The organism is Haloarcula hispanica ATCC 33960 (assembly GCF_000223905.1).
In the GTDB taxonomy this organism is placed as follows: domain Archaea; phylum Halobacteriota; class Halobacteria; order Halobacteriales; family Haloarculaceae; genus Haloarcula; species Haloarcula hispanica.
The window spans coordinates 1762881-1782699 of the sequence record NC_015948.1 but is presented as its reverse complement, the minus strand read 5'-3'; the positions used below and the strand labels follow the sequence as shown (position 1 = coordinate 1782699).

At 61.0% G+C, this 19819-nt stretch carries 18 protein-coding genes and 3 rRNA genes; 13 read left to right on the top strand and 8 right to left on the bottom strand.

Going from position 1 to position 19819, the window contains the following annotated elements:
- Positions 1-5 precede the first annotated feature (5 nt).
- Positions 6-182 carry a hypothetical protein gene (locus HAH_RS19930; protein WP_023843307.1) on the bottom strand — a complete coding sequence of 59 codons (177 nt, stop codon included), beginning with the start codon at positions 180-182 and terminating at the stop codon, positions 6-8.
- 279 nt (positions 183-461) lie between these two features.
- Here HAH_RS19930 and HAH_RS08920 point away from each other — a divergent pair, with 279 nt between their 5' ends.
- The 7 genes from HAH_RS08920 (at position 462) to HAH_RS08890 (ending at position 8437) form a co-directional block, all read left to right on the top strand.
- Complete coding sequence (locus HAH_RS08920; protein WP_004516302.1) at positions 462-698, top strand: UPF0058 family protein; 237 nt, start codon at positions 462-464, stop codon at positions 696-698.
- A 152-nt stretch (positions 699-850) separates the two neighbouring features.
- Positions 851-1147 carry a translation initiation factor eIF-1A gene (locus HAH_RS08915; RefSeq protein ID WP_044951882.1) on the top strand — a complete coding sequence of 99 codons (297 nt, stop codon included), beginning with the start codon at positions 851-853 and terminating at the stop codon, positions 1145-1147.
- A 628-nt stretch (positions 1148-1775) separates the two neighbouring features.
- Positions 1776-3247, top strand: a 16S ribosomal RNA gene (locus tag HAH_RS08910).
- 369 nt (positions 3248-3616) lie between these two features.
- Positions 3617-6547, top strand: a 23S ribosomal RNA gene (locus tag HAH_RS08905).
- Positions 6548-6682: 135 nt separating this feature from the next.
- A 5S ribosomal RNA gene (rrf, locus tag HAH_RS08900) occupies positions 6683-6805 on the top strand.
- The 16S, 23S and 5S rRNA genes sit together here, the layout of an rRNA operon.
- Positions 6806-7005: 200 nt before the next feature.
- Entirely contained in the window at positions 7006-7425 is a 420-nt protein-coding gene (locus HAH_RS08895; RefSeq protein ID WP_014040627.1) for a CopG family ribbon-helix-helix protein, read from the top strand.
- Between the two features lie 100 nt (positions 7426-7525).
- The gene (locus tag HAH_RS08890; RefSeq protein WP_014040626.1) at positions 7526-8437 is read left to right on the top strand and encodes a PLP-dependent cysteine synthase family protein; all 912 of its coding nucleotides are present in this window, start codon (positions 7526-7528) and stop codon (positions 8435-8437) included.
- A 35-nt stretch (positions 8438-8472) separates the two neighbouring features.
- Here HAH_RS08890 and HAH_RS08885 read toward each other — a convergent pair whose 3' ends face one another.
- The 4 genes from HAH_RS08885 to cyaB are packed head-to-tail and all read right to left on the bottom strand — an operon-like array spanning position 8473 to position 12085.
- A complete protein-coding gene (locus tag HAH_RS08885; protein WP_014040625.1) occupies positions 8473-9018 on the bottom strand; it encodes a DUF5804 family protein in 546 nt (181 codons plus the stop codon).
- A gap of 27 nt (positions 9019-9045) precedes the next feature.
- Complete coding sequence (locus HAH_RS08880) at positions 9046-10233, bottom strand: tRNA sulfurtransferase (protein WP_014040624.1); 1188 nt, start codon at positions 10231-10233, stop codon at positions 9046-9048.
- Positions 10234-10280: 47 nt separating this feature from the next.
- Entirely contained in the window at positions 10281-11483 is a 1203-nt protein-coding gene (locus HAH_RS08875) for a methionine adenosyltransferase (RefSeq protein ID WP_014040623.1), read from the bottom strand.
- 59 nt (positions 11484-11542) lie between these two features.
- Positions 11543-12085 carry a class IV adenylate cyclase gene (cyaB, locus tag HAH_RS08870; RefSeq protein WP_008308731.1) on the bottom strand — a complete coding sequence of 181 codons (543 nt, stop codon included), beginning with the start codon at positions 12083-12085 and terminating at the stop codon, positions 11543-11545.
- 80 nt (positions 12086-12165) lie between these two features.
- Here cyaB and HAH_RS08865 point away from each other — a divergent pair, with 80 nt between their 5' ends.
- The 3 genes from HAH_RS08865 to HAH_RS08855 all read left to right on the top strand — a co-directional run bounded on the left by HAH_RS08865 (position 12166) and on the right by HAH_RS08855 (position 14578).
- Positions 12166-13194 (top strand): threonine ammonia-lyase, encoded by a 1029-nt coding sequence (locus tag HAH_RS08865; protein WP_014040621.1) that lies wholly within the window; start codon positions 12166-12168, stop codon positions 13192-13194.
- 79 nt (positions 13195-13273) lie between these two features.
- Positions 13274-14239, top strand: coding sequence for an FKBP-type peptidyl-prolyl cis-trans isomerase (locus tag HAH_RS08860; RefSeq protein ID WP_014040620.1), 966 nt, complete (start codon positions 13274-13276; stop codon positions 14237-14239).
- A 138-nt stretch (positions 14240-14377) separates the two neighbouring features.
- Positions 14378-14578 carry a hypothetical protein gene (locus HAH_RS08855; RefSeq protein ID WP_008308737.1) on the top strand — a complete coding sequence of 67 codons (201 nt, stop codon included), beginning with the start codon at positions 14378-14380 and terminating at the stop codon, positions 14576-14578.
- A gap of 8 nt (positions 14579-14586) precedes the next feature.
- On the opposite strand, the gene HAH_RS08850 is transcribed toward HAH_RS08855, so the two are convergent.
- A complete protein-coding gene (locus HAH_RS08850; RefSeq protein ID WP_004515458.1) occupies positions 14587-15216 on the bottom strand; it encodes an RAD55 family ATPase in 630 nt (209 codons plus the stop codon).
- A gap of 28 nt (positions 15217-15244) precedes the next feature.
- Positions 15245-15871, bottom strand: a complete 627-nt coding sequence (locus HAH_RS08845) for a MinD/ParA family ATP-binding protein (protein WP_014040619.1) — start codon at positions 15869-15871, stop codon at positions 15245-15247.
- A 381-nt stretch (positions 15872-16252) separates the two neighbouring features.
- Here HAH_RS08845 and HAH_RS08840 point away from each other — a divergent pair, with 381 nt between their 5' ends.
- The 3 genes from HAH_RS08840 (at position 16253) to pyrI (ending at position 18925) form a co-directional block, all read left to right on the top strand.
- Complete coding sequence (locus HAH_RS08840) at positions 16253-17389, top strand: FG-GAP repeat domain-containing protein (RefSeq protein ID WP_014040618.1); 1137 nt, start codon at positions 16253-16255, stop codon at positions 17387-17389.
- Positions 17390-17546: 157 nt separating this feature from the next.
- Positions 17547-18461: an aspartate carbamoyltransferase gene (gene pyrB / locus HAH_RS08835; protein WP_008308746.1), complete on the top strand. Its 915-nt coding sequence runs from the start codon at positions 17547-17549 to the stop codon at positions 18459-18461.
- Positions 18458-18925, top strand: a complete 468-nt coding sequence (pyrI, locus tag HAH_RS08830; RefSeq protein ID WP_008308747.1) for an aspartate carbamoyltransferase regulatory subunit — start codon at positions 18458-18460, stop codon at positions 18923-18925. Before pyrB ends, pyrI begins: the two co-directional genes overlap by 4 nt.
- 21 nt (positions 18926-18946) lie before the next feature.
- On the opposite strand, the gene HAH_RS08825 is transcribed toward pyrI, so the two are convergent.
- Positions 18947-19813: a DUF58 domain-containing protein gene (locus tag HAH_RS08825; RefSeq protein WP_014040617.1), complete on the bottom strand. Its 867-nt coding sequence runs from the start codon at positions 19811-19813 to the stop codon at positions 18947-18949.
- Positions 19814-19819: the final 6 nt, after the last annotated feature.

Here is a 19819-nt window from a genome sequence, read left to right as displayed (position 1 = left end):
AACCGTTATGCAGCAGTCATCAGCGCTGCGATGAATGACCACTCCGTCCCGCTGTTTGCTTCTTCTTGTTTCGCCATAGCCGCAGTCTTGTCTCGTGGGTGCTTCCAGTTCATTACGGCCATAGGTACGTGTTCAGCAGGTATGAAGTGTTCGAATACTAATACATTGTCGTGGTCTTTCATGATTGAGAGCGCTTCGCAAGTCAGTAGCCTCCTCAATTCTCTTTAGCCGTTAATGAAGGGAGAGTTACATAGTGGCAACTCTCTGTTTTGTTCGATATTAGGGTAGGAAAACAGAATATTACGATCCGTAGACGAAAATCGTGATACAGGTGCTCATATGCCGGTAAACGGCTCTATCTTTGCATCTGAGATTGGGAGGAGTCGTATCCGAACGGTAGCGACATGTGAGTCGTTGGCAAGGTAGTACTATTACCCTCCACTCCATAAGATTGGACACTAATGAAGAAGCAAGAACTCATTCACCTTCACAGCCTTCTCGCGCAGGTACAACACCACTACGAGCACGAAGCGGACACGAGCGTCGAGCACGATCTGTACGCTGATCTCGGTGTCAAACCGACATCGATCCACAAATCGAAGACTGACCACAAGGAAGCAGTGTTTGCGCTCGCTTCCGGACTGACGGATGCGATGGCCGAGGAAGCCGACGAACCACAGGCGCTGACTGCCGACTGAATCGACGTCCTGTCGTCAGTTCGTTCTCACCGTTCACTATTCCCAGTAGCTATCGGCAAGCTCCTGCCGTGGCACGGCCGCTATGTCGGGCGCATGGTACACGCTATCTCGCCTCTCAAACGACTTATACGGGAGGACACTGTATTTATATTGTGAGCGACGATTCAGGGCGGCGGAATCTCCGCATGCCTACAAACGACGAGATGTTTGCAGTGGTAACAGAGCACCTTGGTGGGAACCACGTCCGCATTCGCTGTGAGGACGGCGAAACCCGACTCGGACGGATTCCGGGCCGGATGAAGTTCCGAACCTGGATTAACGAGGACGACATCGTTCTCGCCGAACCATGGGACTGGCAAGACGAGAAGGCCAACATCGAATGGCGCTACAAGGGGCAAGACGCTGACCAGCTCCGTGCCGAAGGCCACATCGACTCGCTGACCGCCTAATTTTACCACTGTACCGCGTCCTGGTTCACGACGACAGTGAGATAGTTCTCTGCTGTGACCAGCGATTGTCCCTGGTCTGACTGCTTGCTTGTCGAGTGTTCCGACCCTTGCTCTTAGCTCTCGGCACACTACAGTTGTCTACCGTCGAGTTCCTACTACTCCCAATTGATATATAATGGCTGGCTGGAACTCGGTCACTGAACCGCATGTCAGAATCTGAGAACGAATACACGTTGGATCACCGACACCCGGATGCCGTCTTGCGGTTATGCGTGTCACGCCATCACGTTACGTATGCGTCGTGTGTGTTCTACACAGGGCGGGTGTGAGACGATTCATTTATATGTTCCCCCGTCTTCTGAACTAATGCGAAGGTCGCACCGGGCAGCGAGCCCGGGTCGACACGCTCGGTCGGCCACCTGGGTCGGCTTGAGCTACGAGAGGATCTCGCCTTCCCCTTTGGGGCCGGCGAGATCCACCCCATGAGGATTCCACCCCTGCGGTCCGCCGTCAAGATGGAATCTGATGTGAGCCCACGGACCCATGCAGTAGTCAACACTGGTGTAGGAACCAGTGTGTTAGCTTCCGACGGAGTGCAACCACTTCCGCCGCTGATGTATATCAGCACATTCCGGTTGATCCTGCCGGAGGCCATTGCTATCGGAGTCCGATTTAGCCATGCTAGTTGCACGAGTTTAGACTCGTAGCATATAGCTCAGTAACACGTGGCCAAACTACCCTACAGACCGCGATAACCTCGGGAAACTGAGGCCAATAGCGGATATAACTCTCAGGCTGGAGTGCCGAGAGTTAGAAACGTTCCGGCGCTGTAGGATGTGGCTGCGGCCGATTAGGTAGATGGTGGGGTAACGGCCCACCATGCCGATAATCGGTACAGGTTGTGAGAGCAAGAGCCTGGAGACGGTATCTGAGACAAGATACCGGGCCCTACGGGGCGCAGCAGGCGCGAAACCTTTACACTGCACGACAGTGCGATAGGGGGACTCCGAGTGTGAGGGCATATAGCCCTCGCTTTTCTGTACCGTAAGGTGGTACAGGAACAAGGACTGGGCAAGACCGGTGCCAGCCGCCGCGGTAATACCGGCAGTCCAAGTGATGGCCGATATTATTGGGCCTAAAGCGTCCGTAGCTTGCTGTGTAAGTCCATTGGGAAATCGACCAGCTCAACTGGTCGGCGTCCGGTGGAAACTACACAGCTTGGGGCCGAGAGACTCAACGGGTACGTCCGGGGTAGGAGTGAAATCCTGTAATCCTGGACGGACCACCAATGGGGAAACCACGTTGAGAGACCGGACCCGACAGTGAGGGACGAAAGCCAGGGTCTCGAACCGGATTAGATACCCGGGTAGTCCTGGCTGTAAACAATGCTCGCTAGGTATGTCACGCGCCATGAGCACGTGATGTGCCGTAGTGAAGACGATAAGCGAGCCGCCTGGGAAGTACGTCCGCAAGGATGAAACTTAAAGGAATTGGCGGGGGAGCACCACAACCGGAGGAGCCTGCGGTTTAATTGGACTCAACGCCGGAAATCTCACCGGTCCCGACAGTAGTAATGACAGTCAGGTTGACGACTTTACTCGACGCTACTGAGAGGAGGTGCATGGCCGCCGTCAGCTCGTACCGTGAGGCGTCCTGTTAAGTCAGGCAACGAGCGAGACCCACACTTCTAGTTGCCAGCAACACCCTTGTGGTGGTTGGGTACACTAGGAGGACTGCCGCTGCTAAAGCGGAGGAAGGAATGGGCAACGGTAGGTCAGTATGCCCCGAATGGACCGGGCAACACGCGGGCTACAATGGCTCTGACAGTGGGATGCGACGCCGAGAGGCGAAGCTAATCTCCAAACGTAGTCGTAGTTCGGATTGCGGGCTGAAACCCGCCCGCATGAAGCTGGATTCGGTAGTAATCGCGTGTCAGAAGCGCGCGGTGAATACGTCCCTGCTCCTTGCACACACCGCCCGTCAAAGCACCCGAGTGGGGTCCGGATGAGGCCGTCATGCGACGGTCGAATCTGGGCTCCGCAAGGGGGCTTAAGTCGTAACAAGGTAGCCGTAGAGGAATCTGCGGCTGGATCACCTCCTACTGACCGGGATCAGGCCTCTGGCCTGACCCACCTACACTGACTGGTGACCACAAGTCACCGCGAGTCGGCAAGCGCCGACTACTGCATGGGCCCGCTGGGCTCACAAAGACCTATCCGAGGCGGATATCCCCTCACGGGGATGTCGGGTGCAACTCCCGACGGGTCCGTATTCCGTATCGCTTCGAATCCGTCCCCTTAAGTGTGGGACGGCGTTCGACTGTGATACGACGACAGATGCACCAGGTCGGGTGAAACCGCGCCTGGGAAGGGTCGATTCGCCCACCATCTCCACCTTGGGGGCGAGTATGAAACCGTGTGTACGTGCGATCCAGGCGTCCACTGGACTCGTTCAGTTGAACGAGTCACAACGACGTTGGCTACTATGCCAGCTGGTGGATTGCTCGGCTCAGGCGCTGATGAAGGACGTGCCAAGCTGCGATAAGCTGTGGGGAGCCGCACGGAGGCGAAGAACCACAGATTTCCGAATGAGAATCTCTCTAACAATTGCTTCGCGCAATGAGGAACCCCGAGAACTGAAACATCTCAGTATCGGGAGGAAAAGAAAACGCAACGTGATGTCGTTAGTAACCGCGAGTGAACGCGATACAGCCCAAACCGAAGCCCTCACGGGCAATGTGGTGTCCGGGCTACCTCTCATCAGCCGACCGTCTTCACGAAGTCTCTTGGAATAGAGCGTGATACAGGGTGACAACCCCGTACTGAAGACCAGTACGCTGTGCGGTAGTGCCAGAGTAGCGGGGGTTGGATATCCCTCGCGAATAACGCAGGCATCGACTGCGAAGGCTAAACACAACCTGAGACCGATAGTGAACAAGTAGTGTGAACGAACGCTGCAAAGTACCCTCAGAAGGGAGGCGAAATAGAGCATGAAATCAGTTGGCGATCGAGCGACAGGGCATACAAGGTCCTGTAACGAATGACCGACGCGCGAGCGTCCAGTAAGACTTACAGGAAGCCGATGTTCTGTCGTACGTTTTGAAAAACGAGCCAGGGAGTGTGTCTGTATGGCAAGTCTAACCGGAGCATCCGGGGAGGCACAGGGAAACCGACATGGCCGCAGGGCTTTGCCCGAGGGCCGCCGTGTTCAAGCGCGGGGAGCCATGTGGACACGACCCGAATCCGGACGATCTACGCATGGACAAGATGAAGCGTGCCGAAAGGCACGTGGAAGTCTGTTAGAGTTGGTGTCCTACAATACCCTCTCGTGATCTATGTGTAGGGGTGAAAGGCCCATCGAGTCCGGCAACAGCTGGTTCCAATCGAAACATGTCGAAGCATGACCTCCGCCGAGGTAGTCTGTGGGGTAGAGCGACCGATTGGTGTGTCCGCCTCCGAGAGGAGTCGGCACACCTGTCAAACTCCAAACCTACAGACGCTGTTTGACGCGGGGATTCCGGTGCGCGGGGTAAGCCTGTGTACCAGGAGGGGAACAACCCAGAGATAGGTTAAGGTCCCCAAGTGTGGATTAAGTGTAATCCTCTGAAGGTGGTCTCGAGCCCTAGACAGCCGGGAGGTGAGCTTAGAAGCAGCTACCCTCTAAGAAAAGCGTAACAGCTTACCGGCCGAGGTTTGAGGCGCCCAAAATGATCGGGACTCAAATCCACCACCGAGACCTGTCCGTACCACTCATACTGGTAATCGAGTAGATTGGCGCTCTAATTGGATGGAAGCGGGGGCGAGAGCTCCTGTGGACCGATTAGTGACGAAAATCCTGGCCATAGTAGCAGCGATAGTCGGGTGAGAACCCCGACGGCCTAATGGATAAGGGTTCCTCAGCACTGCTGATCAGCTGAGGGTTAGCCGGTCCTAAGTCATACCGCAACTCGACTATGACGAAATGGGAAACAGGTTAATATTCCTGTGCCACTATGCAGTGAAAGTTGACGCCCTGGGGTCGATCACGCCGGGCATTCGCCCGGTCGAACCGTCCAACTCCGTGGAAGCCGTAATGGCACGAAGCGGACGAACGGCGGTATAGGGAAACGTGATTCAACCTGGGGCCCATGAAAAGACGAGCATAGTGTCCGTACCGAGAACCGACACAGGTGTCCATGGCGGCGAAAGCCAAGGCCTGTCGGGAGCAACCAACGTTAGGGAATTCGGCAAGTTAGTCCCGTACCTTCGGAAGAAGGGATGCCTGCTCCGGAACGGAGCAGGTCGCAGTGACTCGGAAGCTCGGACTGTCTAGTAACAACATAGGTGACCGCAAATCCGCAAGGACTCGTACGGTCACTGAATCCTGCCCAGTGCAGGTATCTGAACACCTCGTACAAGAGGACGAAGGACCTGTCAACGGCGGGGGTAACTATGACCCTCTTAAGGTAGCGTAGTACCTTGCCGCATCAGTAGCGGCTTGCATGAATGGATTAACCAGAGCTTCACTGTCCCAACGTTGGGCCCGGTGAACTGTACATTCCAGTGCGGAGTCTGGAGACACCCAGGGGGAAGCGAAGACCCTATGGAGCTTTACTGCAGGCTGTCGCTGAGACGTGGTCGCCGATGTGCAGCATAGGTAGGAGACGTTACACAGGTACCCGCGCTAGCGGGCCACCGAGTCAACAGTGAAATACTACCCGTCGGTGACTGCGACTCTCACTCCGGGAGGAGGACACCGATAGCCGGGCAGTTTGACTGGGGCGGTACGCGCTCGAAAAGATATCGAGCGCGCCCTATGGCTATCTCAGCCGGGACAGAGACCCGGCGAAGAGTGCAAGAGCAAAAGATAGCTTGACAGTGTTCTTCCCAACGAGGAACGCTGACGCGAAAGCGTGGTCTAGCGAACCAATTAGCCTGCTTGATGCGGGCAATTGATGACAGAAAAGCTACCCTAGGGATAACAGAGTCGTCACTCGCAAGAGCACATATCGACCGAGTGGCTTGCTACCTCGATGTCGGTTCCCTCCATCCTGCCCGTGCAGAAGCGGGCAAGGGTGAGGTTGTTCGCCTATTAAAGGAGGTCGTGAGCTGGGTTTAGACCGTCGTGAGACAGGTCGGCTGCTATCTACTGGGTGTGTTATGGTGTCTGACGGGAACGACCGTATAGTACGAGAGGAACTACGGTTGGTGGCCACTGGTGTACCGGTTGTTCGAGAGAGCACGTGCCGGGTAGCCACGCCACACGGGGTAAGAGCTGAACGCATCTAAGCTCGAAACCCACTTGGAAAAGAGACACCGTTGAGGTCCCGCGTAGAAGACGCGGTCGATAGACTCGGGGTGTGCGCGTCGAGGTAACGAGACGTTAAGCCCACGAGCACTAACAGACCAAAGCCATCATTCATACGCACTGTGACTCATTCACCGACGATTTACTCGTCGCTGAACGAGTCCAGGCGCAAACTGGATCGCACGTAATCACACGGTGGAAAAGTTGATCGAGACTGGTACTTTCGTGGTTCGATTCCACGACTCGACGTTAGGCGGCCACAGCGGTGGGGTTGCCTCCCGTACCCATCCCGAACACGGAAGATAAGCCCACCAGCGTTCCGGGGAGTACTGGAGTGCGCGAGCCTCTGGGAAACGCGGTTCGCCGCCACCATTCATACTTACATAGCCCACTCAGGAGAGACATCTCTCCCGAGTGGGCTTTCTGTATTTGTACAAACCGAGAGCTGTCAGCTCACCAAGCCAGTCGTTCGTCGTTTACAAGATACGAGCTAGCGGCAGCGCTATCCAGAGTGATTCCAGTCTATGCGGCAGATATGAACTATTAATACTCCAACGGCGCCGAGTTAATACATGGGCGTTGTTAGTATCTCGATGCCGGACGAACTGGAGGAGCGAATCGACACGTTCGCCGACGAACACGGATACACGGGTCGCAGCGAGGTCGTTCGGGAAGCGGTCCGGAATCTGATGGGGGAGTTCGAGGACAAGCGGCTGGAGGACCGCGAACTGATGGCCATCGTCACAGTGCTGTTCGATTACGAGACGACGACCGTCGAGGAGAAAATGATGCACCTCCGGCACGACCACGAGTCTATCGTCGCGTCGAACTTCCACAGCCACGTCGGCGACCGGTACTGTATGGAACTATTCGTGTTGGAGGGACAGCTAGAGGACATTTCCGCGTTCGTCGGCAAAGTCCGAGCCACGAAAGACACGCTGTCAGTCGATTACTCGGTGCTGCCGGTCGACGACATAAATCTGTTTACGTGAGAGGGTGTCGACGCCGGAAAGCGCTGCCGCGTGTCGTGAGTCCACGAACTGTTTGGGACCTTCAGTAGGCGTTTAAGTCGGGCGCGCGTAGCCGGCGGCGATGAAAGACTCTATTCTCGATACAATCGGGTCCCCACTGGTCTCGGTTCGCGCGCCGGAGGGGGCAACCGTTGCAGCGAAGATCGAGTCGTTCAACCCGGGCGGGTCCGCGAAGGACCGGCCGGCGAAGTACATGATCGACGACGCCGAGCGAAACGGCACGCTCGAACCGGGTGATACGCTGGTCGAACCGACGAGTGGCAACACTGGCATCGGAATGGCGATGGTTGGCGCGACCAAAGGCTACGACGTGGTGCTGGTGATGCCGTCCTCGAAGTCACCGGAGCGCCGCCAGATAATGAAGGCCTACGGCGCGGAGATCGAACTGGTCGAGGGTGACATCTCCGACGCGAAAGAGCGCGCGGATGAACTGTGCGAGCGCGACGACTACGTCCAGTTGCGGCAGTTCGAGAACCCGGCGAACCCGAAGGCACACTACGAGACGACGGGTGAGGAGATACTCGAACAGGTGGGTGACCGGACCGTCGACGCGCTGGTGGCGGGTGTCGGTACCGGCGGGACGCTCACCGGGACCGGCCGTCGACTGCGTGAGGCGTTCCCCGAGATGGATATCGTCGCTGTCGAACCAGCCGACAACGCCGTCCTCTCCGGGATGGAACCGGGCACTGGCGAGGACAGCTTCCAGGGGATGGGGCCGGGGTTTGTCAGCGACAACCTCGATACCGACCTGTTGGACGACGTGCTGACGGTCGAACTCCCGGATGCTGAAGACGAGTGCCGTCGACTCGCCCACGAGGAGGGCATCCTCGTCGGCCAGTCCTCGGGCGCGTCGAACCTCGCCGCGCGAGAGGTAGCCGAACAACTCGTCGCAGACGGCGTCGACGACCCGCTCGTGGTCACAGTCTACTGGGACAGCGGGGAGCGGTATATGTCGACCGGGATGTTCGACTGAGCCCGGTCTGTTCTGCGCGCGCGGTGTGGCCCGAGTCAGGCCCCGAACTCCGATTCGGTCACCCTGACGATGAGCGTGTCGTCCACGTCTCGAAGGTCGTACTCGGGAATCGTGTCTCCAGTCCGTGTCAGGAGCATCGGCTCGACAAGTTCGGGTGGGCGCTCGGTCTCCATCGCCTGTGTGTCCGGCGTTGGCTCCGACTCTCCTTCCGACGAGCCTTCGGCATTAGATTCGCCGGTCACGTCCGGTTCGACAATACCGTACACCTTGAGAAAGCGACCGGTATCTTCGGGCGCAACGTCGTCGTCCCGGATCGCCGCGGCGAGATCCCGGGAGAGCCACTCCGTTTCGCTGATCGATGGATCACGAACGAACGCGGCGTCAGCGAAGCGGACGAGATACCAGTTCAAGTCGTTGAGAAGCGCCACCGCCGCCCCGAGACTCACGGTGTCGACGGCGACGGTATTCGCGAACGGTTCCTGCAGGTCGTAGGTGGCGAGTGCGTTCCGTGCGGTCTCGCGAGAGAGGAGTTCGTACCGGAGATTCACGTCCTCGCTCCCGACGAGACAGACCTGCGTCATGGCTCAACCCTGGCCCGCCCCGGAAATTTAGCTTTCGATGGGGACGACGACGCGGTCCCGGGCACAGGCCTCGGCACGCTCGAACAGGTCGTCTGGTTCGGCTGTCCGAACTGCTTCGAGCGATGCATTGGTTTCCGGATGCGATGGGGCGACGCGGTTGCAACCGGTGTCGATTGTCGAGTCCTCGAAGGTCCCGATTGTCCGCGCGTGATTGGTTATCTCGGACTTGTCGACGGTGAGGTTCGGTCGGTGCACCGGGAGCGTAGTCGCGGCGTCCGTGACCGCGATGTTCGCGCTCGTCTGGCTGGATTTCTGCCCGATAGCTTCGCCGGTGACGATGCCGACGGCGTCCCGGTCCTGCCCGATAGCGTCGGCGGCCGCGAGCATGAACCGGCGGAGCACGAGCATTCGGAGCGCCCCGAGGTTTTGAGAGATGTCGGTGACGACGTCACCGGCGTCGATTACGGACAGCGACAGGTCGTGTCCAGGTGCATACGAAGCGAGCGTCTCGACAGTCGAAACGGCTCGCGCCCGGTGGTCGGGGCCGCCGTAGTCACCGAGGTCGACGTAAACGGGGATCACGGGTGCGCCGCGTTTCATCACCTGCCAGGCGGCGACGGGCGAGTCGATGCCGCCGCTGACGAGGGCGACGACGGGGCGCTGGGTCCCGAGCGGGAGGCCACCGGGTCCCGCACGTTTCTCACAGAAGACGTAGGCCTCGTCAGTCCGGCACTCGACGAACAGCTCGAAATCGGGGTTGTCGAGGTCGACAGCAGGCTCGCCGCCCAGTCCTTCGATTACCTCCCAGACGGCGGTGCCACCGTCGGACTCGATGTCCGTACTCGAAAAGGGGTGTGCGTCTGCTGGCCCTGCCCGGCGAGCGTTGACAGCGAAAGTGCCGCCGTCGTGCTGTTCTCGTGCGGTCGCGGCCAGTGCCGTTTTGATTGCAGACAACGTCGGATCGACGGTCGTGACCGCCGAGGCGGAGGTGACGCCGAACGTGTCGGCCGCGGCTGCGGTCACGCCCTCCGGGTGGTCAGTGTGGACGAACAGCCGGTTCCGGCGCTGTTCGATGTCTCCTGACAAGCCGCGCGCGTCGAGCATCGCTCGGAGGTTGTCCGCCAGTTGCCCCTCCATCTTCCGGCGGACCTGATCGCTCTTGACGCCGAGTTCGCCGTGGCGGACGAGCACGCTATCGGCGTCCGGTGGATGCATGCCCGCGAGTTGACTACCGGCGAGTAAAGGGGTGTCGCCTCGCCGCCTCAGAACGTCGAGAGGTTGCCGTCGATGACCTGTCGCGTGATATCGGTCACGTCGGCGAGTTCGTCGTCGATTGTGGCCTGGATGTCCGCTTCGACGTCGCCGACTGCGACACCGTCCTCAGTGATAACCGTCGCGTCAGCGACGTGGGGTTCGTCGATCGGTGATCCGATCTGTGAGAGCAGGCGCATCTGGACCTGTCGGATGCCATCGACCTCGCTCGCGACGGACTGTGCGATCTCCGTCGAGAGGAGATTGTATATCTTCCCGATGTGGTTGACGGGGTTCTTCCCGGACGTCGCTTCCATGCTCATCGGGCGGTTGGGCGTGATGAGGCCGTTCGCGCGGTTCCCGCGGCCAACGGAGCCGTCATCGCCCTGCTCGGCGCTGGTGCCGGTCGTCGTGAGATAGATCGACTCGGCGTCGTAGTCGTCAGCCGTGTTGACGTGAACCGTTACGTCCCGGTCGGTGTACTCCTCGGCGAGGTCGGTGACGAACGCTTGAACGTCCGAAACAGCGGCTTTGTACGCGTCGAGGTCCGGAACGTGTTCGTCGACCATCGCAACGGCCACGGTCACGTCGATGTGATCGCCCTCGCGCTTGCCCATTACCTTCACGTCCTGGCCGACGACCGGGTTGGACTCGGCGTACTCGCCGGTCAATGTCTCCTCGGTGTTGAGAACGATCTTCTCAGTCTCTGTCAGGGGAGCATGGCCGACGCCGTAGCTGGTATCGTTCGCCATCGGAATTGCTGCTTCCTCGCCGAACACGGTCTGGAGGTCGCCCGACCCTTCGCCGAACTGGACGTCGACGATGACGTCGGAACCGAGGTCGAGGTGGGGGAACTGCTCGTCGAGGTAGTCGCGTGCGGCCTGGAGGGCAATACTCTCGGCCGGGATGCGCTCGCCGTCGAACTTCTTCGTCGCTCGGCCGACGACCAGAATGTAGATCGGCTCAAGCACTTCGCCGCCGCCGTACGCGGGGGCGGCAGTGCCGGCGACGAGTTGTGTCTCGTCGGTGTTGTAGTGCAAGACTGTGCCGAACCGGTCGATGTACGTCTGTGCCAGCGCACGCGACACTGTCTCCGCGATGCCGTCGCAGATGGAGTCCGGATGGCCGATACCCTTGCGCTCTACGACTTCGATGTCCTGATCTTCGACGGCGAGCCCGCTTGCAGGTTGGACGTGGATGTTCCGCTCGGTCATTGCCTCGACTTCGTCTGGCCGGGTTCTATAACTTACGGGAACAGATAATAGCGGAATGATTACTCGTTCGCATCGCTAAGTAGCATACCGAGATAGGAGGTCCGCTGCTGGTCACTGGGGTCCAGACTGAGGTCCTGAAGCACCTCGTAGGCCCCCTCTCGCACGGGTTCGATGTCGCCGTCGGTCTCCCGTTCGACTTCGACGAACTCGCCGACGTCGTCGACAGCGTCGAGCGTGACGTCGTATTCTCGGACCTCGTACACCCGGCGGTTCTTCCGGACGGTCGCCGCGGGCTCGAAGCCGAGGTGCTGGACGATAGCGTCGATGTCGTCGCCGTCTTCGACGCCTGTTTCGAACTCCTCTCGGCTCTTCGACTCCGCTTCGAGGAGCGGCCCCTTGTAGGTGACTTTCGCGTTCGTCTCCCCCTTTCTGGTCTCGCGACGGACCCGGAACGCCTCGTCCGTCTCGGCGAAATCCCGATGGGGGGCGTCGTAGTACGTGTCCGTCTGTATCACCGTGTCGACCTGCTCGGCCCCGAGTTCGTCGAGTCGCTCCGCGACAGCCTCGATATCCGCTGGCACTTTCACCTCGACTTCGTACATACTGTGGGGCTGGACCGGGTCGCTGAAAAACGCTCCCGTCGACCGCGCCATTTACTGTGTCCGCTCTCTCGGGTAGTAGTATGGCCGGTCGCTACGAACCGATCGATTCCCCGGACGAGACGACCCTCTTTCCGTATCACGACCTGACGCCGCCGACAGTTGCAACGGTCGCGCGCGCCCGGCAACGCATCCGACAACACCTCCCGGAGACGCCCCTAGTCCGCAGCGAAGCCCTCTCCGAAGCCCTCGACGCGGATGTCCTGCTCAAGCGTGAGGACACACTTCCGACCGGCGCGTTCAAAGTCCGCGGCGGGGTGAACCTCGTCGCGTCCCTCGACGAGGAGTTCCACGACGCCGGGCTACTCGCCGCGAGCACGGGGAACCACGGCCAGTCTATCGCCTGGGCAGGCCGCGAGTTCGACGTGCCCGTCACTATCGGCGTCCCCGAAGAAGCCAACGCCGGAAAGGTCGGCGCGCTGGAGCAACTCGGCGCAGAAGTCATCCAGTACGGCGAGGACTACGACGAGGCCCGCGAACACATCGAGGAGCTTGCGACCCAGCGCGAGGCGCGCTACGTCCATTCGGGCAACGAACCGAAGCTTCTCGCCGGCGTCGGCACGGCGGGGCTCGAAATCCTCGACGAACGGCCCGATGTCGACCGCGTGTTCTGTCCCGTCGGCGGCGGCACCGCCGCGGCCGGGTACTGCATCACGCTCGGGGCGATGACCGACGCCGCTGTCGTCGGTGTGCAGGCCGCGGGCGCGCCCGCGGTGTACCGCGCTTGGCAGGAGGAGACGTTGGAGGCCCTCGACAGCGTCGACACCATCGCTGAGGGCGTCGCGACCCGGGTGCCGTTCGCACTCCCGACCGGCATACTCCAGAAGGGGCTCTCGGATTTCCGTCTCGTATCTGAGGACGCCATCGCGGACGCCGTGGCACGCCTGTTCGAGACGGACCGCATCGTCATGGAGGGGGCCTGCGCGACGGCTGTCGCTGCAGCGCTCCAGGCTGGTGACGAAGTACGGGGTGAGACGGTTGTCCTCCCCGTTTCAGGGCGGAACATCGACCGCGAGAAGTTCGACCGACTGTTGGCTGAAAGCGAGTACTAGTCGGCCACTTCCGAAGTTGCTCGACTGCTACTGACCGGGAAACGTTGTCCTTAAGAGTGCCACGACTGACGAACAGGGTATGAGCAACGAGTCTGAGACTGAAGTCGATGAGGAAACCGCAGACGAAGAAGAGCAAGCGGAGGGACTCCAGAAAGGTGATGTCGTCAAGCTCGCCTACACCGCCCGCACCGTCGACGGCGGCCAGCTTGTCGACACGACTGACGAGGAAGTCGCCGAGGACGACGGCATCGACACCGAACAGCAGGAGTTCGGCCCGCGAACCATCGTGCTGGGCGAGAACCACATCTTCCCGGACGTCGAGCAGGACATCTACGGGAAGGAGGTCGGCGACGAGGGCAACGTGACCGTTGCGGCCGCCGACGCTTTCGGCGAGTACGACGAGGAAGAGGTCCGGACGGTCTCGAAGGACAAGATTCCGGAGGACGACCGCTACCCCGGCGCGCACGTCGACATCGAGGGCGAGCACGGCCACATCGAGACCATCATCGGCGGCCGCGCGCGAGTGGACTTCAACCACCCGCTGGCCGGCGAGGACGTCGAGTACGACTACGAAATCCTCGAAGAGGTCACGGACCGCGAGGAGAAGGCCCAGGGCATCATCCAGATGATGCTCGACATGGAGCTCGACGTGTGGTTCGAGACCGACACCGTCGAGGAAGAACAGCTCGTCGAAAGCGAAGACGACGAAGACGAGGACAGCGAGGAGTCGGAAGACACCTCGGACGAGCCCGAGTACGAAACCGTCGAAGTCGAGAAGGAGACGCTCTACATCGAGGCGACGCCGCAGCTGACGATGAACCAGCAGTGGATGATGGGCAAACAGCAGATCGCCCAGCAGCTCACCCAGCTGCTCGACATCGACCGCATCATCGTGCAGGAGGAAATCGGTGGCGGCGGCATGGGCATGCCCGGCATGATGGGTGGCATGGGCGGTGCCGGCGGCGCTGACATCGAAGACGCGCTGGAAGACGCTGACGTGGACGCCGAAGAGATCGTCGAAGAGATCGAGGGCGCCGAAGAGTAACTGCGCCGCGAGCACGCCGAGCGATTCTCGAGTGATAAGCGCCAGCGAGCGCTTTTGCGGTTCCGAGCGGTAGCGACTGCCACTTTCTGACGGCACAGACGGGAGAACGGTTATATCCACGACACGTCATCACTACCCATGCGAGTATCGCTGATGTACCCGCTACTGCTCGCGCTCCCGCCCGGAATCGCCTTCGGTGTCGGCACGGTTGTGCTGACTGGCAGCGCCGGGCTTGGACTGGCAGCCGGCGTCGGCGTCGGTCTCGGACTGTTCCTGTTGATACTCGTGGGTACGGAGTTCGGCTCGACGGACAGAGAACTACAGCCCGGCCGCGAATAGAATCCGTCTCAGGCGATGTCGCGGCTGGTGTCGATGCTGACCTCTTCGACGAGATTGAGTTTGATGATGTCGGTGGGGGCGCGCCCGCCGCGGAACTTCGGAATCGCGAGGCGGTTTTCCACCTCGTCACCGGTCGTCGTGGTGTTGAGCTGGAACACCACGTCCGCGAAGTGCTCGGTCGTATCCCGAAGCGGTGGCACGTCACGGCCATCGAGACAGTGGACGATAGCGAGGCTCCCGGTGTTGACGATGTGGTTCTGCAAGTCGTTCATGAACGCGCGAAAGCGCGAGTGTGGCTCCTGGGCTTCCAGCACATCGAGCGGGTCGACGATGAGGTTCGAGGTCTCCGGCAGCGCCGAGACGAGCTTGCCGGCGTTGTCGAGGGGTGCTTCGCCGGAGATGTGCCGCACCGTCGGGTCCCCGGTGTTGGCCGGCGTCTGCTCGATGCTCGCGATGACCGACTCGGCGGTCCGGTCGAGCGACAGCCACAGCGTTCCGCGCGTGGCGGTGAGTTCATAGAGGAACAGCTCCGCCTGGCTAGCCGGCTGGGCAGAGAGCACGACGATACTCCCCGCAGGGATGCCACCATCGAGCTTTCTGTCGAGGACATCGATGCCCGTTCGCAGCCGGTTGGCCATACCACTGAGAAGTTATTTAGCCACGAGATTAAGTATTCCGCTTGGCGAGAACGTTCGCTATCTCGACGTATTTTGCCGCTGCCCGGTCCGATTCCAGCGGCTTCGACACCGACGGAACGTGAACCGTCTCTGGGCAGGACAGCAGTCGGGATGGGTCTACGGACCCGTCGCTGCCGACGAGGACCGTGAGCACGGGCGGTGCATCGAGCGCACGGGCCATCGCCGCGGTTTTGGCTGTATCGGTGAGGCTCTGGCGGGTTGGTGCGCTCACGAGCACCGTCCTGTCAGCCGCCCGCAGTGGCCGGGCGGCGTCCGGGCCAGCGCCGGCCGGACAGTCGAGTACCACCGGGCGATCACGTTGGGGCAGTGTGCCGATGGCATTGTCGACAGCGGCTTCGGTTGCGTCCTGACAGGGGAGTACGTCGACGTTCTCGACGGCCGTGGCGCGCTTGGCAACCGTGGTCGGCTCAGCCGAGACCGTGATATCAGCGATTCCGGGCGTCGGATCGACGCCAGCGCGGCGGTGGAGGTTCGGCATGTCGCGGTCGGTGTCCACGACTAGCGACCGTCTGGTCGGCGTCCCCAGTGCCTGACCGACTCCGAGGGCGATGGTCGTTTTGCCACAGCCACCCTTGCCGCCAGCGATTGCGAGCATACTGCGGATGGTCCGCCTATCGGTTTTGAACCCTTGTGTTGGAGTCGAGAACATTGACAACCGAACTGGGCCGAAGGGACTGGCTTACGTCGGTTGGCCGTTGCCTACTTTTAATCGGTCGTTATATCCTGCACTCCCCTGGCCGTAGCAAGTCTACGCTTTCGGTGGCGATGGTCCCGACAGTCGACCCGTTCGAGCCTGTCCTGCATGGGTCTTGATAACTGGTGTGTAACAATAACTGGGACACCACTACTGGGGACATGGGTAGTAAGCCGAACACGGCCCTTCAGCGATACAGCATTCGTACCCCGCCCGAGCCACTCGCTATCGGTCGATGTTAGCCCAGCCATAACAATAGCGATACACCCGAACGGCTGGGACATGAATCTACATCACGAGCGCATCGAAGCCTCGCCGCCGGCGAGCACGATGAGCTTCTGTCTCACGACCGACCTCACTGGGAACGGTCGACCGGACGTCATCGTCGGGGCGCTCGGCGACGAGCACGAGGTCCAGTTCCCGCTGGTCGATACGTCAGTCGACTTGCTGTCCGTGTTCGGCATGGGGCCGCTGGCCCGCTGGCTCCAGACGAACGTGTTCTGGTACGAAAACCCCGGCTGGGAGCGCCACGATGTCGCCAGCGCACCCGAACTCTCCGTCGGTGGCTCGCTTGGCGATATAACGGGGAACGGCCGCCCGGACATGGTCGCCGGCCAGAACATTCACCAGCACAAGCTGTGGTGGTTCGAAATACCGGACAACCCGCGAAAGCAGTGGACGCGCCGGCTCATCACCGACGACTTCGAGAAGTATCACGACACCGCCGTGGCGGACGTGGACGGCGACGGACAGAACGAGGTCGTCGGGCTGTCTCAGGAGTCCGAAACGGTATTCTACTATGACATCCCCGATGACCCGACGCGTGAACCGTGGCCGGTGGCGAACCGACACGTTGTCGCCGAGGATATCGACGTCGAGGGCGTCGCTGTCGAGGACGTCGACGGCGATGGCGAGGTCGAAATCGTCGCCGGCCCCAACGTCTTCCATCGGACGGCCGATGGGTGGGACCGGGAGCCCATCGCCGAGGACTGGCAGTGTACCCGCGTCGCTATCGAGGACGTCGACGGCGATGGGGACCTGGAAATAATTCTCGTCGAGGGCGACGAACCGTATCTCGACGACCGCCCGGCCAGGCTGGGCGTGTTCGACCCGCCCGAGTGGGATCTGACGCTGCTGCACGACGACCTCTCGAACCCGCACAGCCTCGACGTAGCGGACTTCGACGGCGACGGCAATCCCGACATCTTCGTCGCGGAAATGGGGCTAGAGGACGGACACGAACCGCGACAGTTCGTGTTCCACAACGACGGGGCGGGGAACTTCGAGCAGAAAGAACTGGGAACCGGTATCCCCACCCACGAAGCGAAGGTCGTCGACCTCGATGGCGACGGTCTCCCCGACATCGTCGGCAAGGCATACACCGAGCCCCGCGTCGACGTCTGGCAGAGCAATCCCTGACTAGTTTCCTGTCCTTCTATTTCGGCCGCTAGGATCTTTCAGACCCCGTTTTCGAAGCCAGTGCCGATGCTCCCGAAGCCGAACCTGACGATGTAAGTGACCGTTCAATTCCCGTGTCGGGGGATTCAAGACCGTCCGGAGCGCGGTATCGAGTGAAATGCGGCACGACCACATCATCAGCGCGAAACAGCTCTCGCGGGGCGACATCGAGACGGTGCTCGACCACGCGGCCGACATCGCGGCTGACCCGGGAGCGTTCGCGGACCGGCACAGCGACACGCTGCTTGGCCTCCTCTTTTTCGAGCCGAGCACCCGGACGAAGATGAGCTTCACAACGGCGATGAAACGCCTCGGCGGCGACATCGTCGACATGGGCTCCGTCGAGTCCTCCAGCGTGAAGAAAGGCGAGTCACTGGCAGATACCGTCCGCGTCGTCGAGGGGTACACCGACGCGCTCGTGCTCCGGCACCCCATGGAGGGCTCCGCGAAGATGGCGAGCGAGTTCGTCGACGTGCCGCTCGTCAACGCCGGCGACGGGGCCGGTCAGCACCCGACACAGACGCTGCTCGACCTCTACACGATCCGTGAGAACGCGGGCTTTGAGGACCTGACTATCGGCATCATGGGCGACCTGAAGTACGGTCGGACGGTCCACTCGTTGGCCCACGCGCTCACGACCGTCGACGCCAGGCAGCACTTCATCAGCCCCGAGTCGCTCCAGCTTCCGCGGTCGGTCCGGTACGACCTCCACGAGGCCGGCGCGGGCATCCGCGAGCACACCGATCTCGACGAGATTCTCCCCGACCTGGACGTGCTCTACGTGACACGTATCCAGGCCGAGCGGTTCCCCGACGAGAGCGAGTACCGCGAAGTCGCCGGCCAGTACCAGATCGACGCCGACACGCTGGACGCGGCCAAGGACGACCTGACCGTGATGCACCCGCTCCCGCGCGTCGACGAGATCGCCCACGACGTCGACGAGACCACCCACGCACAGTACTTCCAACAGGCCCACAACGGCGTCCCCGTACGGATGGCGCTGCTCGACCTGATGCTCGGAGGCGACCAATGAGCGACAACGACCAGCAACTCCGCGTCTCGAAGATCCAGAACGGCACCGTCATCGACCACATCGCGGGCGGCCAGGCGCTGAACGTCCTCGCGATCTTGGGTATCGACGGGACCAGCGGTGACTCCGTCTCCGTCGCGATGAACATGCCTTCCGACCGTCTGGGGCACAAAGATGTCGTCAAAGTCGAGGGCCGCGAACTCTCCCAGGACGAGGTCGATGTGCTCTCGCTCATCGCCCCCGCGGCGACGATCAACATCATCCGTGACTACGATGTCGTCGAGAAGCGCCGCGTCGAGCGGCCGTCGGTCGTCGAGGGCGTCCTCGAATGCCCGAACCACAACTGCATCACGACCGAAGCCGAACCCGTCGACTCGCGCTTCGCCGTCGGCGACGACGGCGTCCGCTGTGAGTACTGCGATACGATCATCCGTGACGACCTGCCGGCACACATCCTCGCGGAGTAAGCCGACCCTGCCGCCGTCTGGCTACTGTAACCAGATGCTCGCAAACGAGTCGAAGTAGTCTTCGCCGGTATCGACCAGTACGTGGTCCGCGCCGAGTGCCGTAACGCGATTGGAAACCGAGTCGATGTGGGCGTCGAGCCGCGACTGGTACGTTTCGGCCAGCGAGCCGCTGAAATACGACCGGCGTTTCTCGTCGCTCTCGGGGTCGGCGAACAGCACGTCACCGACGACGCCGGGGTCCCGTTCCTCCGGGGCGACCACGCGGACGAGCAACACGTCGGCGTCGTTGCGTGCGAGCGCGGCGACGCCCGACTCGAGCTCCTCGGGGTCGGCCAGACAGTCGCTGAACACGACGACGAGCGAGCGCGAGCGAATGCGTTCGGCGTACGCCTCCAGCGCGGATTCGAAATCGGCCGTCCCGTCGGGCGTTATTTCGTTCAATTGGTCGATAAGCGAGAGGAGTTCGCCGCGGTTCGACTGCCCGGTGTCGATGCGGTTCACCCGGTCACGAAACGTGCAGAACCGGAAGTCGTTGTTCTCCTCCGCTGTAAGGTAGGCGAAGCCGAGGCCGAGCTTGGCGGCGCACTCGAACTTGTGACTCGCCGCGTCGCCGTAGTCCATCGACGCGCTCGTGTCGACGAGCAGGTGGACGGTCAGGCTCCGCTCTTCCTCGTACTGCTTGATGAAGTACTCCTCCGTCCGGGCGAACAGCTTCCAGTCGATTCGTCGCGTGTCGTCCCCCGGCGAGTACCGCCGATAGTCGCTGAACGTGAGCCCCTCGCCGACCCGCGGGGACTGCTGGTCGCCCTGCCGAATCGAGGTCGTCTGGCGGTTCAGCGCGGCGGTAAACCGGCCGAGTTCGTCCAGAAAATCCGGTTCGATAGTCACGGCTGC

Excerpts from the sequence above, each read along its gene's own strand:
- HAH_RS19930 (WP_023843307.1), bottom strand. The coding sequence starts at position 182 with ATGAAAGACCACGACAATGTATTAGTATTCGAACACTTCATACCTGCT.
- HAH_RS08920 (WP_004516302.1), top strand. The coding sequence starts at position 462 with ATGAAGAAGCAAGAACTCATTCACCTTCACAGCCTTCTCGCGCAGGTA.
- HAH_RS08895 (WP_014040627.1), top strand. The coding sequence starts at position 7,006 with ATGGGCGTTGTTAGTATCTCGATGCCGGACGAACTGGAGGAGCGAATC.
- HAH_RS08890 (WP_014040626.1), top strand. The coding sequence starts at position 7,526 with ATGAAAGACTCTATTCTCGATACAATCGGGTCCCCACTGGTCTCGGTT.
- HAH_RS08885 (WP_014040625.1), bottom strand. The coding sequence starts at position 9,018 with ATGACGCAGGTCTGTCTCGTCGGGAGCGAGGACGTGAATCTCCGGTAC.
- HAH_RS08880 (WP_014040624.1), bottom strand. The coding sequence starts at position 10,233 with ATGCATCCACCGGACGCCGATAGCGTGCTCGTCCGCCACGGCGAACTC.
- HAH_RS08875 (WP_014040623.1), bottom strand. The coding sequence starts at position 11,483 with ATGACCGAGCGGAACATCCACGTCCAACCTGCAAGCGGGCTCGCCGTC.
- cyaB (WP_008308731.1), bottom strand. The coding sequence starts at position 12,085 with ATGTACGAAGTCGAGGTGAAAGTGCCAGCGGATATCGAGGCTGTCGCG.
- HAH_RS08865 (WP_014040621.1), top strand. The coding sequence starts at position 12,166 with ATGGCCGGTCGCTACGAACCGATCGATTCCCCGGACGAGACGACCCTC.
- HAH_RS08860 (WP_014040620.1), top strand. The coding sequence starts at position 13,274 with ATGAGCAACGAGTCTGAGACTGAAGTCGATGAGGAAACCGCAGACGAA.
- HAH_RS08855 (WP_008308737.1), top strand. The coding sequence starts at position 14,378 with ATGCGAGTATCGCTGATGTACCCGCTACTGCTCGCGCTCCCGCCCGGA.
- HAH_RS08850 (WP_004515458.1), bottom strand. The coding sequence starts at position 15,216 with ATGGCCAACCGGCTGCGAACGGGCATCGATGTCCTCGACAGAAAGCTC.
- HAH_RS08845 (WP_014040619.1), bottom strand. The coding sequence starts at position 15,871 with ATGCTCGCAATCGCTGGCGGCAAGGGTGGCTGTGGCAAAACGACCATC.
- HAH_RS08840 (WP_014040618.1), top strand. The coding sequence starts at position 16,253 with ATGAATCTACATCACGAGCGCATCGAAGCCTCGCCGCCGGCGAGCACG.
- pyrB (WP_008308746.1), top strand. The coding sequence starts at position 17,547 with ATGCGGCACGACCACATCATCAGCGCGAAACAGCTCTCGCGGGGCGAC.
- pyrI (WP_008308747.1), top strand. The coding sequence starts at position 18,458 with ATGAGCGACAACGACCAGCAACTCCGCGTCTCGAAGATCCAGAACGGC.